This is a genomic window from Sulfurimonas sp. SWIR-19 (assembly GCF_020410885.1).
Taxonomy (GTDB): domain Bacteria; phylum Campylobacterota; class Campylobacteria; order Campylobacterales; family Sulfurimonadaceae; genus Sulfurimonas; species Sulfurimonas sediminis.
Genome location: NZ_CP084578.1, coordinates 125,214 through 146,943, shown reverse-complemented (window position 1 = coordinate 146,943; position 21,730 = coordinate 125,214). Strand labels below are relative to the sequence as shown.

General features: G+C 40.4%; 24 protein-coding genes. 12 read left to right on the top strand and 12 right to left on the bottom strand.

Annotation, left to right across the window (positions count from 1 at the left end):
* Positions 1-79 precede the first annotated feature (79 nt).
* The 4 genes from LCX93_RS00720 to LCX93_RS00705 are packed head-to-tail and all read left to right on the top strand — an operon-like array spanning position 80 to position 2,938.
* Positions 80-400, top strand: a complete 321-nt coding sequence (locus LCX93_RS00720; RefSeq protein WP_226067163.1) for a hypothetical protein — start codon at positions 80-82, stop codon at positions 398-400.
* Positions 397-924: a metallophosphoesterase family protein gene (locus LCX93_RS00715; RefSeq protein ID WP_226067161.1), complete on the top strand. Its 528-nt coding sequence runs from the start codon at positions 397-399 to the stop codon at positions 922-924. Before LCX93_RS00720 ends, LCX93_RS00715 begins: the two co-directional genes overlap by 4 nt.
* Positions 917-1,762, top strand: a complete 846-nt coding sequence (locus LCX93_RS00710) for a biotin synthase (RefSeq protein WP_226067159.1) — start codon at positions 917-919, stop codon at positions 1,760-1,762. The genes LCX93_RS00715 and LCX93_RS00710 overlap by 8 nt, the downstream gene beginning before the upstream one ends.
* An 18-nt stretch (positions 1,763-1,780) precedes the next feature.
* Positions 1,781-2,938 carry a cation:proton antiporter gene (locus LCX93_RS00705; protein ID WP_226067157.1) on the top strand — a complete coding sequence of 386 codons (1,158 nt, stop codon included), beginning with the start codon at positions 1,781-1,783 and terminating at the stop codon, positions 2,936-2,938.
* Here LCX93_RS00705 and LCX93_RS00700 read toward each other — a convergent pair.
* Genes LCX93_RS00700 through LCX93_RS00690 form a run of 3 tightly spaced genes read right to left on the bottom strand, consistent with a single transcriptional unit; the run spans position 2,935 to position 5,323 of the window.
* The gene (locus tag LCX93_RS00700; RefSeq protein WP_226067155.1) at positions 2,935-3,891 is read right to left on the bottom strand and encodes an NAD(P)-binding domain-containing protein; all 957 of its coding nucleotides are present in this window, start codon (positions 3,889-3,891) and stop codon (positions 2,935-2,937) included. The genes LCX93_RS00705 and LCX93_RS00700 overlap by 4 nt on opposite strands.
* Before the next feature lie 41 nt (positions 3,892-3,932).
* On the bottom strand, positions 3,933-4,460 hold the full coding sequence (gene msrA, locus LCX93_RS00695; protein ID WP_226067146.1) for a peptide-methionine (S)-S-oxide reductase MsrA: 528 nt from the start codon (positions 4,458-4,460) through the stop codon (positions 3,933-3,935).
* Entirely contained in the window at positions 4,457-5,323 is an 867-nt protein-coding gene (locus LCX93_RS00690) for a ketopantoate reductase family protein (protein WP_226067144.1), read from the bottom strand. Before LCX93_RS00690 ends, msrA begins: the two co-directional genes overlap by 4 nt.
* Positions 5,324-5,675: 352 nt before the next feature.
* Between LCX93_RS00690 and LCX93_RS00685 the strand changes: the two genes are divergently transcribed.
* The 5 genes from LCX93_RS00685 to LCX93_RS00665 all read left to right on the top strand — a co-directional run bounded on the left by LCX93_RS00685 (position 5,676) and on the right by LCX93_RS00665 (position 11,678).
* A complete protein-coding gene (locus LCX93_RS00685) occupies positions 5,676-6,257 on the top strand; it encodes a class I SAM-dependent methyltransferase (protein WP_226067134.1) in 582 nt (193 codons plus the stop codon).
* Positions 6,257-8,056, top strand: a complete 1,800-nt coding sequence (gene asnB, locus LCX93_RS00680; protein ID WP_226067132.1) for an asparagine synthase (glutamine-hydrolyzing) — start codon at positions 6,257-6,259, stop codon at positions 8,054-8,056. Before LCX93_RS00685 ends, asnB begins: the two co-directional genes overlap by 1 nt.
* 287 nt (positions 8,057-8,343) lie before the next feature.
* Positions 8,344-9,555: a dicarboxylate/amino acid:cation symporter gene (locus tag LCX93_RS00675; protein ID WP_226067130.1), complete on the top strand. Its 1,212-nt coding sequence runs from the start codon at positions 8,344-8,346 to the stop codon at positions 9,553-9,555.
* A complete protein-coding gene (locus LCX93_RS00670; RefSeq protein WP_226067128.1) occupies positions 9,533-10,405 on the top strand; it encodes a DMT family transporter in 873 nt (290 codons plus the stop codon). The genes LCX93_RS00675 and LCX93_RS00670 overlap by 23 nt, the downstream gene beginning before the upstream one ends.
* 91 nt (positions 10,406-10,496) lie before the next feature.
* Entirely contained in the window at positions 10,497-11,678 is a 1,182-nt protein-coding gene (locus LCX93_RS00665) for an NAD(P)/FAD-dependent oxidoreductase (RefSeq protein WP_226067126.1), read from the top strand.
* Between the two features lie 32 nt (positions 11,679-11,710).
* Here LCX93_RS00665 and LCX93_RS00660 read toward each other — a convergent pair whose 3' ends face one another.
* The 8 genes from LCX93_RS00660 to LCX93_RS00625 form a co-directional block, all read right to left on the bottom strand.
* Positions 11,711-12,751 (bottom strand): CNNM domain-containing protein, encoded by a 1,041-nt coding sequence (locus LCX93_RS00660; protein WP_226067124.1) that lies wholly within the window; start codon positions 12,749-12,751, stop codon positions 11,711-11,713.
* Positions 12,752-12,765: 14 nt separating this feature from the next.
* Positions 12,766-14,094 (bottom strand): magnesium transporter, encoded by a 1,329-nt coding sequence (gene mgtE, locus LCX93_RS00655; RefSeq protein WP_226067115.1) that lies wholly within the window; start codon positions 14,092-14,094, stop codon positions 12,766-12,768.
* Between the two features lie 19 nt (positions 14,095-14,113).
* The gene (locus tag LCX93_RS00650; protein ID WP_226067113.1) at positions 14,114-14,857 is read right to left on the bottom strand and encodes a DUF481 domain-containing protein; all 744 of its coding nucleotides are present in this window, start codon (positions 14,855-14,857) and stop codon (positions 14,114-14,116) included.
* Positions 14,858-14,872: 15 nt separating this feature from the next.
* Positions 14,873-15,523 (bottom strand): AMIN domain-containing protein, encoded by a 651-nt coding sequence (locus tag LCX93_RS00645; protein WP_226067111.1) that lies wholly within the window; start codon positions 15,521-15,523, stop codon positions 14,873-14,875.
* A 46-nt stretch (positions 15,524-15,569) separates the two neighbouring features.
* A complete protein-coding gene (locus LCX93_RS00640) occupies positions 15,570-15,848 on the bottom strand; it encodes a hypothetical protein (protein ID WP_151901352.1) in 279 nt (92 codons plus the stop codon).
* A 7-nt stretch (positions 15,849-15,855) separates the two neighbouring features.
* Complete coding sequence (gene eno / locus LCX93_RS00635) at positions 15,856-17,121, bottom strand: phosphopyruvate hydratase (RefSeq protein ID WP_226067109.1); 1,266 nt, start codon at positions 17,119-17,121, stop codon at positions 15,856-15,858.
* 42 nt (positions 17,122-17,163) lie between these two features.
* Positions 17,164-18,201: a recombinase RecA gene (gene recA, locus LCX93_RS00630; RefSeq protein WP_226067107.1), complete on the bottom strand. Its 1,038-nt coding sequence runs from the start codon at positions 18,199-18,201 to the stop codon at positions 17,164-17,166.
* A gap of 159 nt (positions 18,202-18,360) precedes the next feature.
* Positions 18,361-18,843, bottom strand: coding sequence for a hypothetical protein (locus LCX93_RS00625; RefSeq protein ID WP_226067098.1), 483 nt, complete (start codon positions 18,841-18,843; stop codon positions 18,361-18,363).
* Positions 18,844-18,945: 102 nt separating this feature from the next.
* Here LCX93_RS00625 and LCX93_RS00620 point away from each other — a divergent pair, with 102 nt between their 5' ends.
* Genes LCX93_RS00620 through LCX93_RS00610 form a run of 3 tightly spaced genes read left to right on the top strand, consistent with a single transcriptional unit; the run spans position 18,946 to position 20,876 of the window.
* Positions 18,946-19,809 carry a menaquinone biosynthesis family protein gene (locus LCX93_RS00620; RefSeq protein ID WP_226067089.1) on the top strand — a complete coding sequence of 288 codons (864 nt, stop codon included), beginning with the start codon at positions 18,946-18,948 and terminating at the stop codon, positions 19,807-19,809.
* The gene (gene fliQ / locus LCX93_RS00615) at positions 19,810-20,076 is read left to right on the top strand and encodes a flagellar biosynthesis protein FliQ (protein ID WP_193150931.1); all 267 of its coding nucleotides are present in this window, start codon (positions 19,810-19,812) and stop codon (positions 20,074-20,076) included.
* Positions 20,076-20,876, top strand: coding sequence for a UDP-N-acetylmuramate dehydrogenase (locus LCX93_RS00610; protein ID WP_226067087.1), 801 nt, complete (start codon positions 20,076-20,078; stop codon positions 20,874-20,876). Before fliQ ends, LCX93_RS00610 begins: the two co-directional genes overlap by 1 nt.
* A 43-nt stretch (positions 20,877-20,919) precedes the next feature.
* Here LCX93_RS00610 and LCX93_RS00605 read toward each other — a convergent pair whose 3' ends face one another.
* Positions 20,920-21,672 carry a TIGR04219 family outer membrane beta-barrel protein gene (locus LCX93_RS00605; RefSeq protein ID WP_226067086.1) on the bottom strand — a complete coding sequence of 251 codons (753 nt, stop codon included), beginning with the start codon at positions 21,670-21,672 and terminating at the stop codon, positions 20,920-20,922.
* Between the last annotated feature and the right edge of the window lie 58 nt (positions 21,673-21,730).

Here is a 21,730-nt window from a genome sequence, read left to right as displayed (position 1 = left end):
CGGCACTGAAGTACCGATTCCGAGAAAGTTGGAAATACTTTTGTTCGGAACCCGTACTTCAGTGCGGGCTGAGCATGGCTTGAAAGTTGTAACAGTCGGCGCTGAAGTACCGATTCCGAGAAAGAGGAAGATGCTTTTGTTCGGAACCCGTACTTCAGTTCGGGCTGAGCATGGCTTGAAAGTTGTAACAGTCGGCACTGAAGTACCGATTCCGAGAAAGAGGAAGATGCTTTTGTTCGGAACCCGTACTTCAGTTCGGGCTGAGCATGGCTTGAAAGTTGTAACAGTCGGCACTGAAGTACCGATTCCGAGAAAGAGGAAGATGCTTTTGTTCGGAACCCGTACTTCAGTGCGGGTGAAAGTGGCAGGGAAGATACAAAGACAGAGGATAAAAAATTGAAAATAGGCATACTCTCCGATACCCATACAAAGGTCAAAAAGGCAAAAACTGCCCTTGATTTTCTTGTGCAAAACGGGGCTGAGTTTATTATACATGCCGGAGATATTGTCGAAAAAGAAGTGCTGGACCTGCTTGAAGCATGCAAAAAAAAATATATAGCCGTTTATGGAAACAATGATGCCCATTTGGTACAGTATCACAACAGGTACCATTTGGTTCAGGAACCCTACTATTTTAAACTGGCAAATACAAAATTCAAGTTGATGCACCTGCCTTTTTATATGAGCAGAGATGCCGAGGTTGTCATCTTTGGACATACACATCAGTTTGAAATAGAATTTGCAGGGGGTACACTCTTTTTAAACCCCGGTGAAGTGTGCGCGAGAAACAAGCCGATTTCAGAATGTGCCATGCTTGAAGTTTTAGAAAAAAAATTTATAGTAAAATACTATACACAAAAAGAAAAACAAGAGCAGTATATGCTCACAAAAACTTTTTCTTATGAAAGGCAAAAAAGTGAGTGAAAAAATATTTTTATGTTCCATTTGTAATATCAACAGCGGTACATGTAAAGAGGACTGTAAATTTTGTTCGCAAAGTGTTCGCTATAAAGCGGATATAGAGCGTTACAAACAAAAGCCTATGGATGCCATCTGCCAAGAAGCCATCACAGCAAGAGACAACGGTGCACTTGGATTTTGTCTTGTTACAGCGGACAAAGGATTGACGGATAAAACACTCAAATTTGTCTGTGATGTTGCCAAAGAGGTACAAAAAGCAGCCCCTGAGTTACGCCTCATTGCCTGTAACGGCACAGCAAGTGTCGAACAACTCCTCACACTCAAAGAAGCAGGCATCAAAGCCTATAACCATAACCTTGAGACAAGTGAAGCCTTTTATCCGCAGATTTGCACAACCCATCCCTGGAGTGAACGCTATGAAACCTGCCAAAATGTCAATGAAGCCGGTTTGGTACTTATAAGCGGTGGAATTTTCGGACTCGGAGAATCTCAGGCAGACAGAATTTCTATGCTTGAATCACTCAAATCACTCAACCCCACTTCGGTGCCTATTAATTTTTATCACCACAACCCTGCACTTGAACTTGAACCAAATCCTTTAACAGCAGATGAAGCACTCGCACTCATCAGGCTGACACGTGAAACACTCTGTGATGCCGAAAGGATTATGGTTGCCGGCGGTCGTGAACTTATGTTTCAAGAGCGTCAGGCAGAAATCTTTGAAAACGGGGCAAATTCTATTGTCATCGGAAATTATCTGACAACAAAAGGACGTGTTATGAGTCAGGATCTGGCAATGTTGCAGTCTCTTGGTCTCGATGTAGCCAAAAGCGTCAACTAGAACGCTTAGGGGAAATTGATGACTGATAATATTATACTGATTGTTACCATATCACTTATCATCATTTTTTCTCCATTTTTTGCCAAAATTTTACGGCTTCCTACAACACCCATTGAAATTATTTTAGGTTCTCTTTTGGGATATGTAGGCTTCTTACATGATGAACACCTTTTTGATTTGGTTGCTGAATTTGGATTTTTATATCTGATGTTTATTGCAGGAACAGAGATCAATTTAAAAAATGTACTCAAAACACCTGTCTCTGTTATGAAAAAAGTTGTTGTATATCTTGCAGTACTTTATGGATTTTCCATCGCCTTTTCCGTACAGTTTGATTTGGGAAAAATCTTTATTGTTTTGTTACCCCTCATCTCTGTCGGGCTTGTCGCCACACTGGCCAAAGAGTATGGAAAAACACCCTGGATTACTCTTTCCATGACAGTCGGAGGCATAGGTGAGGTGGCAAGTATCGTCATACTTACCATAAGTTCTGCAGCTCTGAAGTCTGGTTTTGGGTTGGGACTTTTTCAGACAATCATGGCACTTTTGGCATTTTTACTTTTTATGTTTCTTCTTTTTCGCTCTATGCAGCTTATATTTTGGTGGTTTCCAAAGGTTGCGATTGCCCTTATGCCCCACAACGACAATAAGGAGCAAGATATACGCCTCTCTATGGGAATCTTTTTTCTTCTCATAGGCGCTATGCTTTTTTTACATCTTGAACTTGCCTTTGGGGCATTTCTAGCCGGTATATTTATTCCGACTTTCTTTGAGCACAAACACGAACTGCCTGAAAAACTTGCCTCTTTCGGATTTGGATTTTTAATCCCTATCTTTTTCATTCATATAGGGAGCTCTTTTGACCTCAACGCTCTCTGGATCAACGGACTCATACGAGAGGCTGTCATCATCACTGTGGTTATGATTTTGATGCGGCTTCTTGCCTCTTTGGTATTTGTCAAAGAACTCGGTTTTATTGACACCATTCTTTTTGGACTTTCTCACTCTATGCCTTTGACCCTGCTTATTGCTATGGCCACTCTGGCATATACCGCCAACTCTATTGATCAGCTGCACTATTATGCTTTTATTTTGGCCGCACTGTTTCAGGTCATCAGTATCATGATTGTTATCAAACTGATACATATTTATAAAATGCGAAAAGCAAAAGACTAGACTTCGCTTTTTCCTTTGATATATCGTGCTATATCGTATCCGTGATTGAGCCCAAGCGCAATGCTGCCACCGCTCTCCTGGGTAATGTCTCCGGCTACAAAAAGTCCTTTGACATTTGTTTCGTAATGCTCGTCATGCACAGGTTTTCCATCTTTTTCTTCTATGCCTGAACTTGCCAAAAAGGCACTTGGCGTTGTCCCGCCTATGGCATAGATAACTCTGTCAAAACTCTCAGGCTCTTTTTCACTGAAAAGTACTCTGACTCTGCCGTTGTCATCCTCGAGTCCGTTTATATTCATACCCAAAAGCGGACGCACATCCCCATGGGCAATGGCATCTGCTATATTGCTCTGGTTTGTAGGATTTGCCCGTCGAAAACTCTCTCGTCTATAACAGATTGTGACATCATTGTTTTGGCTTAAATCAACTGCGTATTCTACAGCACTGTCACCGCCTCCGACAACAAGAATCTTTTCTCCCTCTGAACATTCATCTGTTGTGTAGTTTACTTTTTTGCGTATGCTTGGAGGAATTTTATAGCTTGGTTTGTTTGGTTTTCCCATTCGTCCGATGGTTACAACTACATTTTTAGCCTTGATACTCTTGCCTGCCATGTGGACTTCAAAATAGTCTTCTTTTTTTTCTATAGACTGTACTTCGATCTGCGTCTGCAACTCCACCAGATGTTCTTTTAAAATTTCATCAAAAAAATCGAGTGTCGTCTCTTTTGTTCCGTCTATAAAGTGAATGCGACCGTTGAGTTCGACTTTTTGCCCTTTCCATTCCAAATCAACACGTTTGTTCTCTTTGTAATATTTTCGTATAGTAGAGTTGTGATTTGTATCTTTTTCAAGCAAGACGATGTCGCGAACGCCCTGCAAATAACTCTCCACAGCAGTGGCAATCCCCGCAGGTCCGGCACCGACGATAGCCAATTCATAAACTTTTTCCATAAAAACCGCCTCTTTAATAATCTAGCTATAGTTTAGCACATTTAGGCTAATTTCTCAGGAAATTTTGTCATAAATTTTTGCAGTTTAGGTGCAATTACCACCTGACAATAGCCTTGCGAAGCATTCAGATTATAATAGTTCTGATGATACGGCTCTGCCGGATAGACTTCGGGAAGAGGACTCACCTCTGTAACTATTTTGTCTGAAAAATTTTGCTGGTGCTTTGCTATGGATTCTTCTATAACTTTTTTTTGTTCTTCATCACCGTAATAGATGACAGAACGGTACTGTGTTCCTTTGTCCGCTCCCTGAGCATTAAGCGTAGTCGGGTCATGAATTTCAAAAAATATATCCAAAATTTCACTCAGAGTGATAACATCTGCGTCATATGTTATATCCACAATTTCAGCATGCCCAGTTGCTCCTGAACAGACGTTCTCATATGTCGGATTTGCTCTTGCCCCGCCTGCATATCCGCTGACTGCTGAGAGTATCCCTTTGACATTTCTGTACACCGCTTCTATGCACCAAAAACACCCGCCGCCTAATACAATTCTTTCTTTTTTCATTCTTTTACTCTCTTTTTTAGTTCATTATAGAGTTTTTGCATAAAAGGCTTTTGAACATATCCGCTTAAACTTTTCAGTTCAGTTTTATGAGCATTTTTAAAATCAAGCGCCATTGAAGTAGATGAGTCATAGGGTACTTTGACGGCTGTGTCTAATGATTTTTGCACCTCATCAAACAAATCTATGCCCTCTTTTTCTTTGGCAAACTCGGCAATCTCTGTTAAAAGTTTTTTTGCCTCTTCGTAATGCTTTTCGTAAATTGCTCCTATCGTTTCATTATAGTAAGCAGTCAATGTCGCAAATGCACTGATAAATATATATTTTTTATACAAGGCCTCTTTGATATTTTGCGGTGTTTTGTAACGCAGCCCGGCTTTTTGAAATATATCTGCCACACTTTGAACAGCCGATGCATCTTCCCCTCCAAAAAGTGCCGCAAAAACTTTGCCTTTTTTACGAATCACTCCGGGAGCTTCTCTGTGGGCAAGAATATACACACAGGCATCCAAGACTCTGACATCACAATATTGTCGTAAAATATCGCCATTGTTCACACCGTTTGCAAAAGAAAGTATTATGCTCTTTGCATCTGTATGCTTTGCAAAGGCTTTACATGTAAGGGCTAAATCATAACTCTTAACACAAAAAAATACCACATCAAAATGCCCCTGCGCTTCTTCAAGAGCCATTACATGTAAAGGGGTATGCCACTCTTTTTCATCTTCTTTGATTGTAATACCGGACTTTTGGATAGCATTCAAATGCTCTCCTCTTGCAAAACCTACGACATCCAAACCGCTTTTTGCAAATGAAGCTGCCAGATATCCCCCGACACCCCCTAAACCTACTACCGCAATTTTCATATATATTTCCTCTGTTTCAATTTTTAAGACACCCCGCCCGCACTGAAGTACGGGTTCCGAACAACATATCTCCCATTTTCTCGGAATCGGTACTTTCTATGCTAAAGCATGACTTGTGAGAAAAACTAAATTTTTTTCTGTAGTGCCGACTGTTGCAACGTTCAAGCCACTCTCAGCCCGCACTGAAATACGGGTTCCAAACAAAAGCATCTCCAACTTTCCCGGAATCGGTACTTTAGTGCCGACTGTTGCAACGTTCAAGCCACTCTCTCGCCCGCACTGAAGTACGGGTTCCGAAATGCCGGCTTTTTTACATAACTATTATATAATAGCATTCATAAAAAGGAGCCTTATGCCACGTATTGACAGTGAAAAGTTTTACAAAGCCGCACTCAAACAATACGGTGCCACAGCTTATGGCTTACACTGGGCATCAGATGCACACCAGTCTCTGCGATTTGAAAAGATTCTTACATTTTTAGACGAAGATTTACGCAACAATACTCTTGTCGATGCAGGCTGCGGATTTGGAGATTTTTACTCATTTTTGCACACTAACGGCTTACATGTAAACAAATATATAGGTATAGATTCCCTTAAAGAGATGTGCGACATTGCCCGCGAAAAAACAGAGTGTGAAATCATCCGTGCCGATATAACAAAAGTCAGGCTTCCTGTGGCAGACTACTACATCTGTAGCGGTGCTTTAAATATTCTCACTCCCTTTGAGACAGAACTCTTTATACGCAACTGTTTTTCCTCTTGCACAAAAGGATTTGTTTTCAATGCTTTATACGGCGATAAAAAGAGTGACACCTACAACTATATTACTATGCAGACCATACAATCCCTTGCAAAACGTTTACATGTAAAGCGTATAAAATTTGAAGAAGGCTATATAAAACATGACATCACCGTAGGATTTTTCAAATAATGTGTGCGATTTTTGGCATCATCGGCGAATATAATGAAAACAAGGCAAAAAATGCCTTGTCTCTTCTTAAACATCGTGGACCTGATTACTGTGGTATTGTGCAAAAGAAAAATCTCTTTTTTGCCCATCAGCGCCTCAGCATTGTTGACACCCATCACAGAAGCCATCAACCGCGCAAACACAACAATATTTTACTCTCATTCAACGGGGAGATATACAACTTTAAAGCCTTAAAAAGAGAACTTGACTTTGATTTTCAGACACACAGCGACAGTGAAGTCATCATCGCCGCTTATCTCAAATGGGGCGTTGATTTTGTCCGACATCTGCGCGGTATGTTTGCCATTGCTTTATTGGATGGGGACACACTGTACCTTTTTCGTGACAGACTCGGGAAAAAACCGCTTTTTTATATGCAAGGGGAAAGTTTTATTTTTGCCTCGGAGATCAAAGCACTCAAGCCTTTTTTATCTACATGCAAACTCAACAATGATGCCCTGCTCTCTTATCTCTCTTTTTTGGCACCGACACCGCCGCATACTTTTTACGAGGGTATTCAAAAACTCTCAGCAGGTGAGTACCTTACATGTAAAGGGGGACATGTTACATGTAAACGCTACTTTGACCTGCTTGATGTCACTCCAAACATGATAACAAACAAACACGAAGCTTTGCGTGTGTTAGAAGAAGCGTTAGAACATTCCATTCATCTGCGCTTAGACTGTAATGTTCCTATGGCATCACTGCTCTCCGGTGGTATAGACTCTGCTACACTCAACTATTTTGCCAAACAAAACAACACACATTTACAAACATATACACTTGGTTATAAAGAGTTTGTAAAATATGATGAAAGAAAAAGTGCCAAAGCAAGTGCTGAGTTTTTGGGTCTGGACAACATTCAGATAGCAATAGATGAAAATGATTTCATCCGTGCAAGTGACAAAGTGCTGGATACTCTTGACGAACCGCTCAATGATCCTGCTGCCGTGCCTTTGTATCTGCTGTTTGAGCGTATAAAAAAAGACGGATACAAAGTCGTACTCAGCGGAGAGGGTGCGGATGAGCTTTTTTTAGGCTACCGACAATATTTTGAGTATCTGGACATTGAAAAGGCTGCAGGTTTGGCGCATAAAAACTGGCTCAAAAAATACTTCCGTGCCAATTTTTCAATGAACAGAGAGTGGGAGTGGTACAAGCGGATTTTTGATGACACCCTGCTCTTTCGTACAAGCGGTGAAAAATTTACGGATCTGCAAAAAAACCAGCTCTTAAGACGCAATGTCAAAGATAACGAAAGCCTCAAATACCTGCAAAGTTACAGAGATCGCTTTGAAACCTCCGCGCACAGTGATGAAAGTATCTGGTACAGCTATATTGACCTCAATATTTTTCAAGCGGAGCATTTCTTAACCAAACTTGACCGTGTTTCCATGGCACACTCCATAGAATCCCGCACCCCGTTTTTGGACCACAAACTGGCATCTTTGATTTTTGGCATCGATCCGAAACTCCGTTATGAAGACGGCATCACAAAATCACTCTTGAAGAAAATCATGACAGACAAACTCCCTGATGCAATACTCACACGGAAGAAAAAAGGCTTTTCCAATCCTTATATGGAGTATTTGATACATTCCAAAAAAATCAACCTCATTCAAGAGGTCAATGCGCAAACAGGAATGTTTCACAAAAAGAAATTAGACGAATATATAAACACCGCATCAAGGGGGAGTTTTAAGCAGCATGTATGGGGACTTTATGTACTATCGTACTGGATAAAGAAAAATCTGCTTTAGTCCGGGCTGAGAGTGCTAGGAAACAGTAACAGTCGGCACTAAAGTACCGATTCCGGGAAAGTGGAAGATGCTTTTGTTCGGAACCCGTACTTCAGTGCGGGCGAGAGTGGCAGAAGAACAGCAACAGTCGGCACTGAAGTACCGATTCCGGGAAAGCGGAAGATGCTTTTGTTCGGAACCCGTACTTCAGTGCGGGCGAGAGTGACAGAAGAACAGCAACAGTCGGCACTGAAGTACCGATTCCGGGAACTCAAGAATATTTACAAAGAAACAGAGGAAATTGTAGAATGATAAAAAAAATAAAAAAATATGCAACGACAAATACCCTTGTCATCTTCGGCATTGTTCTGGGTGTGTTGTTTGGCATCTTTTTTCCAGAACTGGCGCTTAAACAAAAAATGATAGGAACCGCCTTTGTCTATTTTTTAAAAATGCTTGTTGTACCTCTTGTTTTTGCCAGTATATTTGTTGCCATTCTTGGACTTGGTTCTATTGAGCATCTAAAACGCATGGGCTTAAAGACTATTGGTTTGTATGTTTTGACAACTGCTCTTGCCGTTACTGCTGCCATTACGGTCATGAATATTTTTCACATTGGCGAGCATGTAAGCAGCAGTGGTCTTGCTTATGAAAAAGCAACAACTTTAGCACCATTCTCATTTGAAAATATGATCTTAAGCTTCATTCCTACCAATATTTTTCATGCCCTCTCAGAGGGACAAATGATGCAGATCATTGTCTTTGCCATTCTTTTTGGCGTGGCATCGCTCTACCTTGTTCCAAAACAAAAAGAAGCGCTAAACACCCTCTTTACAGCCATCAGTGAAGCAATGCTGAAAATGGCAGAGTGGGTGATACTCCTTACGCCTATTGGTGTTTTTTCGCTTATCTCCTATGTTATTGCCGAGCAGGGAATTGATGTTGTCTTTGGGCTTTACAAATATGTTTTGGTCGTTATCGGTGTCATCATTTTTCATGGACTTGTTACTTTACCTGCAGTCCTGCGTTTTTTTACAAAAATAAATCCCTACAGCTATCTCTCAGATGTAAGAGAAGCCCCGATTATGGCATTTTCCACAGCATCTTCTGCGGCAACACTTCCGGTCAGTATGCGTGTTACCGAAGAGATGGGCGGTATAGACAAAAAAACAGCCTCTTTTGTCCTGCCTTTGGGGGCTACGGTTTCTATGGACGGAACGGCGGCATATTTAAGCGTTGCGGTATTGTATATCGCCAATCTGGCGGGAGTCGCTTTGAGTTTGGGAGATCAGATTCTTTTGGGCATTACCGTTGTCGCGCTCAGTGTCGGTGTTGCCGCCCTGCCGAGTGCTTCGCTTGTTATGATGGTGATTATACTCAATCAGCTTGGACTGCCTGTGGAGTATATGGCTTTGATTGTAGCCGTGGACAGGATTCTGGATATGTGTCGCACTTCTTTAAATGTTACCTCTGATTTGATTGTCACAAAAATAGTTGATGAATTTGAAAAACGACGATAGATTCTATGCATATCTGCTCATTTTTGCCATGCTCCTTTGGGGCGGCGGATGGACAGCTTTAAAAATTCTCACCTCTGCAATGCCGATGGATGTCGTCATATTTTGGCGGTTTTTTCTGATGAGCCTCGCCTTTTTACCTATTCTTTACTTTTTTAAAATTCCACTGACACTGACACGGGGCTCATTCAAATATATCCTCGGCAGTTCTTTTTTAAATATAGCCTTTATGGTTTTTTCTTTTTTGGGCATAAAGTACGGTCTTGCGGGTGCGGGCAGTGTCATTATCACAACCTTCAGCCCTATTATGACCTTTTTGCTTGTTGCCGTGATTTTTAAGAGCAGACTCTCAACACGGCAGTATTTCGGGCTTTTGCTCGGCCTGGTCGGAGGCTATGTTTTACTCCAGCTTAACAACTTTTCTCTTTTTTTACACAGCTCCAATATTTACTTTTTACTCTGTGCCCTCATCTGGGCAGGAGTCACGCTGCTTTCACAGCATTCGCAAAAACATATACATCCTGTCTATTACAGCTTTTTAATTTCTCTCATAGCTACTTTTTTCAGTTTTTTATATGCCTGCAATGCAGACCTAGGTGCTGTTTTTACCCAGGGAGCAAAATTTTGGATTGCCCTGATATATCTTGCTGTTTTTGGACAGACTGTCGCAACAACCATATTTTTTATTGCCAGCGGGAAACTCGGCAGTCAAAAGACAAGCTCTTTTATGTTTTTAGTGCCTTTTTTTGCTCTTTTTTCTGCCTGGTTTATTTTGGATGAACCCTTACAGTTGCATATAGTTATTGGTGGACTTATCAGTATGTTTGCAGTATACTTTATAAATAAAAAGTAAAAACTGACGATAAAAATAGCCAGTTTAATCTAATTTTAACATCAAATCAGATAATATACCTTATAACTGTAATAAATAAAAGGGCCAAAAGATGAAAAAAGTACTTATATTGGGAGGCGGTTTTGCAGGTGTTGATGCTGCAATCCACTTGAGAAAACTGAATTATGATGTTACTTTAGTCAGTAACAGAGACTATTTTTACATATATCCTACTTCCATCTGGATACCGACACATGAAAGTGAATTCCAAAATGTCTGTGTTGATTTGCGAGAATTGCAAAATGCACACGGGTTTACCCTTGTTATTGATGACGTGACCCAAATATCAAAAAAAGAAAACAGTGTTACTTTGAAAAACTCAGGAACGCTTGATGACTACGACTATCTTGTCATTGCCATGGGTGCTGCAAAGATGAAAGCACCGGGCATAGAAAACACACTTTCCATCTGTGGCGCACCGGAGCAGTCATTACAAATAAGGGATGCTCTGGATGCCCTTGTCAAAAAAGGCAGCGGCAAAATCTGTATGGGCTTTGGAGGCAATCCAAAAGACAGTTCGGCAGTGCGTGGCGGACCGGGATTTGAGCTCCTCTTTAATGTACACAATATGCTCAAAGCAAAAGGCATCAGAGATAATTTTGAACTGACTTTTTTCGCTCCAATGGCTGAGCCCGGAAAACGGATGGGTCCTCAGGCTCTGAAAATGATGGATGTTATGTTTAAAAAGCTAGGCATACAGAAACACTTTGGCAAAAAAATAAAACAGTTCGAAAAAGAGGCTATAGTCTTTGAAGATGACAGCAGGCTTGTCTCAGATTTTACCATGTTTATTCCTGCGGGTGACGGGCATGCAGTCATAAAAAATTCGGACTTGCCGACAAATGAAGCCGGCTTTGTCAAAACAGATGATTACTCCTGTGTTTTAAATGAGGACGGCTCACTGAGCAATATTTATGCAATCGGCGATGTTGCAGCACTTGAAGGATACGACTGGCGGGCAAAACAGGGTCATATTGCCGAGGTAATGGCAAAAAACACAGCGCATAATATCGATCAGCGTGACAATGGCGGCAGTGATTTTAAAGGATACCATGAGCATTTGAATATTTTATGTGTGATGGATACCGGTGACGGAGCGGCCTTTGTCTACAGAGATGAAAAACGCGCATTTATGTTGCCAATGCCTGTTATCGGGCACTGGCTGAAAAAAGCCTGGGGAGTATACTGCCGAAACTCGAAACTTGGAAAAATACCAAGAATTCCTGGGATGTAAAAGTAGCTGTCAAAAAGAGTGTTGCACTCTTTTCAGCGATCCTTCAGCTTCCGTTTCAGTTTCATTTTTCTTTTTGCCAGCTCTCTCATATCTTCGGTTGTATCGCTCTCGTCCATAATTTCCAAGCCCAGTATTGTTTCTATACAGTCTTCAAGAGTGATTATCCCCTCTGTCTGGTCATAATTGTCTGTGACTAAGAACATATGGTCTTTTTTCTTAATAAACATGTCCAGTGCCTTGCTTACCGGTATATTTTCATTGATGATAAATATCTCTTTTTTAATATAAGACAGGGGGACATTGTCATCTTGGAGGGCCTGTTTAAATATCTTTTTCGTCAGTACCAGCCCTGTTACATTTTCTATGGAAGTTTTAAAAATCGGTATCCGGGAAAATTTAAAAATTGCCGGCTGGGTCTTGATCACATCTTTGATAAGCATATCTTCATCCAAAGCAAAAACAACGCTTCGCGGCGTGAGAATTTCACTCACTTTGATATTGTCAAGATTTAATATATTTTCAATGACATCTGACTCTTTTTCATCTATCACCCCTTCATCTTCACTCATCAACATACTCTCAAGAAGTTCCTGTTTTGTTAAAGAATTGGAATCCTTTTTTCCTTTTGATATTTTATTTGTAACAGCCAGAGTTGTCAGTATGATAGGATATGTAATCCATATAAAAACCCGAATAAAATATGCTGCCACAGGAGCCAGCTGTTTCCAGTAAATCGCTCCTATGGTTTTTGGAATTATCTCAGATATAAACAAAATGGCAAAAGTCAACACAACCGATACATACACTACCGCATCATTCCCGAATATTTTTGAAGCCTGTGCACCTACTGCTGCAGCACCGAGAGTGTTTGCAATGGTATTTAAAATAAGCACCGAAGCAATTGATTTGTGAATATCTTCTTTGTGATGGCGCAGAAGTTTTCCTACAGCAGGTTTCTCTTTTTCCAACACTGCCACATAAGACATGTTGATAGAGAGTAATACCGACTCTAATATTGAACACAAAAACGAAATGCCGACAGAAAGAAGAAAAAATATGAGTAATAGTTCCAAGTTTTACAATTCCTTTAAAGTAATATATATTTTGCCAATGCCAAAAAGCTGAAAAAGCCGACAACATCAGTCACTGTTGTTAAAATAACAGTACTCCCAATAGCGGGGTCTATGCCAAGTATTTTGAGTAACAAGGGAATCATTGCTCCAAAAAATCCGGCCATTAACAGGTTAATTATCATACTTAATCCGATAACTACTCCAAGCATCGGTATATGAAACCACAACCATGCTATTATACCCATTACTACAGCAAAAAGCAGACCATTCATCAAGGAGATAATCACCTCTTTTTTTATGGTTCTAAAGGCATCTGTCTGCGATATTTCACCCAAAGCAAGTTGTCGCACTACAACGGTCAGACTCTGCGTTCCGGCATTGCCTCCCATTGAAGCCACTATGGGCATTAAAACAGCAAGCGCAACCATGGAGTTAATCGTGTCTGAAAACAAGCCGATAACCAAAGAAGCGGCAATAGCCGTTAGAAGATTGATGCCCAGCCATGTTGCACGCTTTTTCGTCGCCTTGAGAACATCTTCATCCTCTTCCGCTTCATCATCAACACCGGCAAGATTATACATCTGCTCTGTTGCGTGTTCATTGATAATATCATAAATATCATCAGAGGTGATACGACCAACCAGAATCCCTTCATCATTGACAACCGGCATAACTGAGAGGTCATACTCTTTAAAATAGTTTACAACCTCTTTGATATCTTCCGTATCTCGTGCACTTTTAGGCTCAAAAGACTCCTCACTCTGCTCAATATTTTCTCTGATGGTCTTTGAAAAATCAAATATGAGCAAGTCATCCAGACCTACCGTATACAAAAGTCTGTTGTTGCTGTCTACTATAAACAGATTTTGAACATTTTCAAGTTCATTCTCTTTTCTTAAACGGGCAAACCGTTTAATGACATCCTGAACTATTTCATCCTCTTTTGCAGTAAATACCTCAAGCTGCATGTAAGCGCCGGCCTGATCTTCATCATACTTTTTGAGTTTTGCAATTTCGTGTTTGTCTTCGGCATCAAGCTTGTGAAATACTTCTGAAGCTTTATCTTCATCAACATCTTCTAACTCTTGCATAAACTCAAGCTGATCATCTGATTCAAGTTCACTTACAGCATGAGAAAGTTCCTCTGCATTAAAGTTTTCGACCACATCATCAAAATACCTGTCAGGCAGAGCCAGTGCAACATCGCCTACCAGGTCTTTTGGAACCAGTTTTATTGCCTCGCTGAAATCTTTGTCATTTAAGCCTTTTAAAATTTTTGCTATTTCAGCCGGGTGCATTTCACTGCTGCCGTGTGATTGTAAATATTTATTTAGTTCTTTCATCTATTATCTTATGTTCTTTTTAAAAATCATACACAAAACTTGTCTTTTGGGAAAAATCATATTTTTTTACTCCAATAGCAGGCCTTGTATCCTGATTGTATGTCAATTCAAAATTAATTGAAAGCTGTTTGTATATTGTAACTCTTAATTCTGCTGCATTTGATGCTATGGTATCACTCCATACATCTACTCTGGGCTGGTAGTAGCCAATGTATGAAAATCTCACATTTTTGGTAAATCTGTTTTTATATGCAATATACATATTTAATCTTAAATTATGCTCACTCGGATCAACATTTGTCGTGTAGCTGATATATTCGCTAAAACCGCCAAACCCCACATAAATATTTCCATACCCCTGCATTTGTGTATGGTATCTCAAGCCAAGACCGGCCAGCAGCCTTTTTTCTATCTTTGTAAACTTGTTTGTCTGAGACTGTACAAAAGCTTCCCAGTTCAAATGTTTCTTATAGAGTGTATGAATGTAGCGCAGATGTGCATACGTGTTTTGTCTGTTTAACGCTCCTGATGCTTTTGCGTAATTAAATGCTATATCGCTCCAGGTCACATAGGAGCTGTTATTGTCATATATCATACGCAAACCTGCACTGTACTCATCGGTATCGGTATTGCCCCGTGTTGTGGAAAAAGAGCCTTTTACGCCACCACTCAGCCCTGGCTGTTTTCCTATATCTACCGGCGCTATGGTAATGACAGCCTCCAAATTAACCAAAAACAGTGTCAATATAATCAAAAACTTCATCTACAACCTTGTATTTTATATAAGTGTAATTATATATCCGTCACGGATATAATCCAGTTTATAGCTGTAATATCCGTCGAGTTCTATCACAACTCTGTAGTAGCCTTTATGTGTTCCCAGTCGTATTTTTGTAAAAAGAGAACCCTCTTTCAGGCTTTTTATCAGGCTGCCTATATCGGTATCACGCTTAAAGTCACAGACAATTCTATGTGGTTTAACCAACAAAAAATTTCTCAGCATTTTATCTTTTGTCAAAATCTTGAGTTTGTTCTTTTTGACATAAAAGGATATGAACTTTAATGATGCGACTTTTTTGTATTTTATTTTTTTACTGCTTTTTTTACTCTGTTTTTCGATAAACTGTGTACTGTCGGATTCATTATAGTTTTGTGAAATAAAAATAGGCAGATGCCAGTCTATCGTATTTTGGATAGTGACTTTTTTATGTGCAATAGAACCGTCGAGATTTTTATATGTCACAGTAACACTTTCAATTGTCCGTGCAGTTGAGGGCAATGTCACAGTGGCTCTCTTGAGCATCGGCAATTTTATTGTCTGATTGGATGTTAAAGGGATATCCTCTCCGCTCTGTAGCGGAAAAAAGGGATTTTCTCTTGCATGAAGCATCAAAAAAAAGAGACTTAAAAACAACAAAACTCTTATCATAATAACAAACCCTATTTTTTTAATACATTATAGCAAATTTATATGATTATTGTGCAGAAATTTCTTTGAGTTCAAAATACTCACGTTGCAGTTCAGCATTTTCTTTTTTCAAATGCACTACTTCATTTTGAAGATAGTTCTCATACTCCTGCAAACCAAAGAGAACTTCAAGGGAGTTTGTACCATATAAAAGTACACCCAAATATATCCCCAGCCCAATGACCAGAGCAAACAGGAGAAAAAACTTTTTTAAAGAGAGTCCCAGATATTTTTGGGTAATTGTCTGGGATGTATCAATCTCTTCAAAAAGCTCTTCTTTGTTCATAAGATACCTAAGAGAACAGTGCCGAACCTAAATACTCACTGTAAACTGTTTCATTTTCAATTTCCAGTAAACGATTGTATTTTGCAGTTCTTTCACCTCGCGCAGTCGAACCTGTTTTAATCTGACCACAGTTAAGTGCCGTAGCAAAATCAGCGATAAACGCATCTTCACTCTCCCCTGAACGATGGCTCATTACACAGGTGTAACCGTTTCTTTGGGCAAGACGAACTGTCAGCATCGTTTCACTTACTGAACCGATCTGGTTTGGCTTGATCAAAATAGAGTTGGCGATGCCTTTTTCTATCCCTTCATATAAAATACTTGCATTTGTAACAAACAGGTCATCACCGACAATCTGGATTTTATCACCGAGTTTTTCAGTCATCAGTTTAAATCCGTCCCAGTCGTCTTCGCTCAAACCGTCTTCAATCGATACAATAGGATACTTTGCACATAAATTTTCATAATAGGCTACAAGTTCTTCACTGTTGAGCGTACGGCCTTCAGACTCTAATCGGTATCCGCCTTGTGTCACAATTTCACTGGCTGCAACATCCAGCGCAATCCCAATCTCTTCACCTGGTTTGTATCCGGCTTTTTCAATCGCTTCCATGATAACCTGAATAGGCTCCTCATTCGAACTCAAATCCGGTGCAAAACCACCCTCGTCGCCAAGCGCCGTACTGTGTCCTTTTGCAGCTAAAATAGATTTCAGGTTGTGGTACACTTCAGCAGCGGCGCGTAAAGATGTTGCAAAATCTTCAAAGCCGACAGGCATAATCATATACTCCTGAAAGTCTACATTATTGTCAGCATGGCTACCGCCATTGATGATATTGAGCATTGGTGTCGGCATAACCATTGCATTGGCTCCGCCCAAATAGCGGTACAAAGGAATACCAAGACTCTGTGCAGCAGCACGTGCAACCGCCATAGAAACGCCAAGAACAGCATTTGCCCCGAGATTTCCATAGTTTTGTGTTCCGTCAAGCTCTTTCATTGTTGCATCAATTACCGCCTGATTAAAAGGACTCATCCCGATAAGCACATCAGAAATCTGAGAATTCACATTTTCAACAGCCTTTAAAACACCTTTACCCATGTAGCGATCACCGCCGTCACGCAACTCCAAAGCTTCGCGTTTTCCGGTACTTGCCCCTGAGGGTACTATTGCGCTTGCGGTTGTTCCGTCACTCAGTCTTACTGTCGCTTTTACTGTCGGATTCCCGCGGGAGTCCATTACTTCAATTGCACTTACATCATCAATAAACATATATCATACCTTCTTAAAAAAATTTAAATATCCAAAGGCTTTTTATGCGTCGGCTTCTGCTATATCAGAAGTATCCATCGTCATAAGAGAGCTCATGCCCATCGCCTGTTTCACCTTCTCTTCAATCTCAGCTGCAAGTTCCGGCTCATCTTTAAATTTTGCCTTGACATTTTCACGGCCTTGACCAAGTTTGGTCTCTCCATAAGAAAACCAAGCCCCGCTTTTGTCTATTATGTCTAATTTTACACCATAGTCAACGAGCTCACCCTCTTTTGAGATTCCTTCTCCGAACATTATATCAAATTCTGCCTGACGAAAAGGAGGGGCCACTTTATTTTTAATTACTTTTGCTTTGACTCTGTTACCAATTTGACTCTCCCCCTGCTTCAGTGAAGCGATACGACGTACATCTATACGAACAGATGCATAAAATTTCAATGCATTTCCACCCGTTGTTGTCTCCGGTGAGCCATACCCCATCATGCCTATTTTCATACGAATCTGATTGATAAATATAATGGTACAGTTCATTTTGCTCAACACGCCTGTGAGCTTACGCAGTGCTTTACTCATTAAACGGGCCTGCAAACCGACCTGCTGGTCATTCATTTCACCCTCAAGTTCAACTTTTGGTGTCAGTGCAGCCACGGAATCAATGACAATCAAATCAATTGCGCCACTGCGGGCAATTGTTTCTACAATATCAAGTGCCTGCTCTCCGTAATCTGGTTGAGATACAAGCAGATTGTCTATGTCTACCCCGAGATTTTTTGCATAAACAACATCAAGAGCATGTTCCGCATCTATAAAAGCACATACTCCGCCATTTTTTTGACACTCAGCAGTAATTTGCAGAGCCAGTGTTGTTTTTCCGGAACTTTCAGGGCCGTATATTTCAACAACTCTTCCCTGTGGTACACCACCTATACCCAATGCCAAATCAAGTCCCAAAGAACCTGTACTGATAGACTGAATCGGCATAATATCTTTATCTCCCAGGCGCATTAAAGAACCTTTACCAAAGGCTTTGTCAATTTGCTTCATCGCCAAGTCTAATGATTTTTGTTTGTTTGCATCCATGTTGGACTCACTTATTATGAAATTTAGACTCATTCTATGTAAAAAATATCAATATGTCTAAATTTATGTCATTTTGTCATATTATTGGACATATTCTTTTTGCATAGTCTTTGGTGGAATTTTAGCTAAAAAACATAAAAAGAAGTAAATAAAAATAATTTACTTTTGAGCTACAGTTTTTTCTGCTATTTCTACGGCATCTTCATCTCCGTGCACAATAACAAGTATTTTGTTCTCCTGTATCATATCTCCATATTTTTCCGCCAAAGATTTTTCGATGCCCAAATCAACAAGCCAGGCCGTCATAGCCCCGGTTGCGCCAAACATTACAGCCCCTGCTGCCATCCCTGCGATAGATGCAAGTATTCGCCCCGTTGCCATTATAGGTCCGACTCCCGGAGCCCAGAAGAGAATGCCGCCCATCAGCAGTCCCCAGAGTCCTCCCCAAAAAGCACCCTGCTCACCCCAGAAAATTATATTTTCACTGTGTTTTTTATACTCAAATTCATTTTTCTCTTCCTGTTCTCCTTTGGCAATGACAGAAATATATTTTTTCAGTACACCGTTTGCCAGCAGTTTATTGACAAATTCTGCCGCTTCATCGTAGTTATCATAAACTTTTACCAATGCTTCTTTACTCATAACAATCTCCTTATATTAAAAATAATGCTAAATTATTATACTCCTTTTTGGATTAAATAAATCAAAAAGTTCTTTTTATCTATTTTTCGATAAAATAAACCCATGAAAAAAACTCTTATTGCACATTCACCTGACGCAGACGATATTTTTATGTACTATGCCATCAAATTCGGCTGGGTAGATATGAAAGATACACACTTTGACAATATTGCAAAAGATATACAAACCCTCAATGAGGATGCACTTAAGGGTGTGTATGATATTGTAGCCATCAGTTTTGCCCTCTATCCGAATATCAGAGAAGAGTATGCTCCGCTTCGAACCGCTGTAAGTTTCGGAGAGGGTTATGGTCCTAAACTTATTAAAAGAAAAGGACAAAAACTCAGACGAAATTTCAAAGTGGCTCTCAGCGGCAAGCATACAACCAATGCAATGCTTTTTCGCATCGCCTACCCTGAGGCACGCATTAGCTATATGAATTTTCTGGAAATAGAGGATGCCGTCAAAGAGGGGAAAGTGGATGCCGGAGTACTGATACACGAAAGCATATTAACCTTTGCCAACGAGCTTGAAGTTGAGCGTGAGATGTGGGATATCTGGCAGGAACTTGCCGGCAAGGAGTTGCCTCTGCCTCTCGGAGGTATGGCTATTCGTCGTTCTTTGCCTCTCAATCGTGCAATAGATTATGAAAAAACACTGACAAAAGCTGTTCAGGTTGCAAGAGATCATAAAGAGAGACTCTCGCACATGCTTATAGAGCGTGACCTGGTCCGCATAGATGCACAGACACTCGAAAAATATCTTGAACTTTATGCAAATGATGACTCCATCACCCTCAGCGATATTCAATACGAAGCCATCGACAAACTCTTTGAAATAGGCTATGAACACGGATTTTACGACAGACCCGTCAGTATCAGAGACTATCTGATCCCTACAGAGTATACGGCACTGAGAGAGTCATAAATGGAAGCAAAACTTGTAGCACTTGGCGTACAGACATTTCAGATTGCACTCTATCTCGCACTTCCCGGACTCCTTACAGGTATGCTTTTGGGACTGGCTGTCAGTATTTTTCAGGCAACAACACAAATCAATGAAATGACGCTCTCTTTCATTCCAAAAATTATTGGTGTAGTTATTGTCATCGTCCTTACAATGCCCTGGATGCTCAACGAGATGACAGATTTTTCTGTCGGTGTGTTTAATATGATTCCCACCTTTGTCGAGTAATGCAGTTTAGAAGTATAGATTTTTCAAAATATTCCTCTTTTAAAATAGGGAGTATCGTTGATGTTGCACTTTTAAAAGACGATTTTACAGATTTGCCAGACTACACACTCATAGGCTCCTGCAACAATACTCTTATCGGACCCAATCCACCAAAACTGATGATGCTCGATAAAAAATATAACTATATAAAAATAGAAAACGGTCTTTTAAAAATCGGCGGAGCAACACCCTCGGGTAAAATTGCCTCTTTTTGTAAAAAACACAACATCGCAAACTTTGAATTTCTTTCCCATCTTCCGGGAAAACTCGGTGGTCTTGTTTATATGAATGCGGGACTCAAAGAGTTTGAAATTTTTAACAATCTTGTCAGCATTACTGCCCCCTCCGGGTTACATGTAAAGGAAGAGATACAATTTGCTTACAGAAGAACAAATATCAAAGAGCCCATACTTGAAGCTGCTTTTTCTTTGACATATGGTTTTAGTCAGGAAAAAGCAGCAATGTTTAAAAAAATGCGTGCCAATCAGCCTGCAACCCCGAGTGCAGGCAGCTGTTTCAAAAACCCCGAAGGTGATTATGCCGGCAGACTGATAGAGGCTGTCGGACTCAAAGGCAAAAAAGTCGGCAATATGGAGTTCAGCAGAGTCCATGCGAATTTTTTAGTCAACAACGGCAACGGCAGTTTTGAAGATGCTGTTTTTCTGATAAACGAGGCACAGAAAAGAGTTTTTGAGAGTTTTGGAATAAAACTGGAGTTGGAGATAGTTATTTTGGACAGGGAAACAAACGTACTGTTTTAATTTACGGGCAATTCAGCCGGTACCGAAGTACCGACCTTGCATTTTAAAAACGCAGCATTAAACCTGCATAAAATCCTGAAAAATCCATATCTGTTTTCACATCTTCGCCGTCTTCATCTATCTTTATTTTTTGCGTTCTGTAACCTATTTCAAGAGCAGGCTGCACAATCGGTGAAATGTCAAAGGTATAGTCTATTTTTGCACGCACGTCATAAACAGTCGAAGAACCCGTAGTCACATACTTTGCATCACTTTCAAGGGCTATGTTTGTTGTTGGAATTTCCACTCTGACTCTTGCATAAAGAAGCGGAATCGGTGCGGTATAAGAATCCTGATACCCGGGAAATACTCCGTTTTTGGCAACTGTGTAGTCCATGTTCATCACTTTTATATCCAGTCCCAGATCAACAGTTGTCCAAAAGGTATTGTCAAGTATGTTATAGTAAGGAATAATGTCATATTCTTTGATGTCCAAAACACTGTTTGATGACCCAGGTATAGTCACGCCACCCCATGAACCTGTTGCCGTACCGGTTGCATGGATACTGACATACTCAAGTCTTATATTCGGAACAACCGGAATCGGATGTTTTATAAGCATCCATACATAGGCCGATGTGTCTTTTTTTTCATCAAAAGTGTTTGTACCTGTGACACCGCCGCCAGCATTATAGTCAGCTGTACCGGATGGTGTTTGTGCCCATGCACCTGCACCGATTTCAACTCTTGCCATATCGGCACACAGCGAAGTGCCCAATAACGCACCCAAAGCAATTGTAGATAAGATTTTTTTCATGTTTAACCCCGTTTAAATAATTTTCTTTATTATATCAGAGATTCTTGGAAGAAGTATT

Bases quoted from the DNA above. Each gene is read 5' to 3' on its own strand.
- LCX93_RS00700 (WP_226067155.1), bottom strand. From the start codon at position 3,891: ATGGAAAAAGTTTATGAATTGGCTATCGTCGGTGCCGGACCTGCGGGG.
- LCX93_RS00645 (WP_226067111.1), bottom strand. From the start codon at position 15,523: ATGATAAGAGTTTTGTTGTTTTTAAGTCTCTTTTTTTTGATGCTTCAT.
- LCX93_RS00690 (WP_226067144.1), bottom strand. From the start codon at position 5,323: ATGAAAATTGCGGTAGTAGGTTTAGGGGGTGTCGGGGGATATCTGGCA.
- LCX93_RS00640 (WP_151901352.1), bottom strand. From the start codon at position 15,848: ATGAACAAAGAAGAGCTTTTTGAAGAGATTGATACATCCCAGACAATT.
- LCX93_RS00625 (WP_226067098.1), bottom strand. From the start codon at position 18,843: ATGAGTAAAGAAGCATTGGTAAAAGTTTATGATAACTACGATGAAGCG.
- eno (WP_226067109.1), bottom strand. From the start codon at position 17,121: ATGTTTATTGATGATGTAAGTGCAATTGAAGTAATGGACTCCCGCGGG.
- recA (WP_226067107.1), bottom strand. From the start codon at position 18,201: ATGGATGCAAACAAACAAAAATCATTAGACTTGGCGATGAAGCAAATT.
- LCX93_RS00620 (WP_226067089.1), top strand. From the start codon at position 18,946: ATGAAAAAAACTCTTATTGCACATTCACCTGACGCAGACGATATTTTT.
- LCX93_RS00610 (WP_226067087.1), top strand. From the start codon at position 20,076: ATGCAGTTTAGAAGTATAGATTTTTCAAAATATTCCTCTTTTAAAATA.
- LCX93_RS00665 (WP_226067126.1), top strand. From the start codon at position 10,497: ATGAAAAAAGTACTTATATTGGGAGGCGGTTTTGCAGGTGTTGATGCT.
- LCX93_RS00670 (WP_226067128.1), top strand. From the start codon at position 9,533: ATGAATTTGAAAAACGACGATAGATTCTATGCATATCTGCTCATTTTT.
- LCX93_RS00650 (WP_226067113.1), bottom strand. From the start codon at position 14,857: ATGAAGTTTTTGATTATATTGACACTGTTTTTGGTTAATTTGGAGGCT.
- msrA (WP_226067146.1), bottom strand. From the start codon at position 4,460: ATGAAAAAAGAAAGAATTGTATTAGGCGGCGGGTGTTTTTGGTGCATA.
- fliQ (WP_193150931.1), top strand. From the start codon at position 19,810: ATGGAAGCAAAACTTGTAGCACTTGGCGTACAGACATTTCAGATTGCA.
- LCX93_RS00675 (WP_226067130.1), top strand. From the start codon at position 8,344: ATGATAAAAAAAATAAAAAAATATGCAACGACAAATACCCTTGTCATC.
- asnB (WP_226067132.1), top strand. From the start codon at position 6,257: ATGTGTGCGATTTTTGGCATCATCGGCGAATATAATGAAAACAAGGCA.
- LCX93_RS00705 (WP_226067157.1), top strand. From the start codon at position 1,781: ATGACTGATAATATTATACTGATTGTTACCATATCACTTATCATCATT.
- LCX93_RS00605 (WP_226067086.1), bottom strand. From the start codon at position 21,672: ATGAAAAAAATCTTATCTACAATTGCTTTGGGTGCGTTATTGGGCACT.
- mgtE (WP_226067115.1), bottom strand. From the start codon at position 14,094: ATGAAAGAACTAAATAAATATTTACAATCACACGGCAGCAGTGAAATG.
- LCX93_RS00685 (WP_226067134.1), top strand. From the start codon at position 5,676: ATGCCACGTATTGACAGTGAAAAGTTTTACAAAGCCGCACTCAAACAA.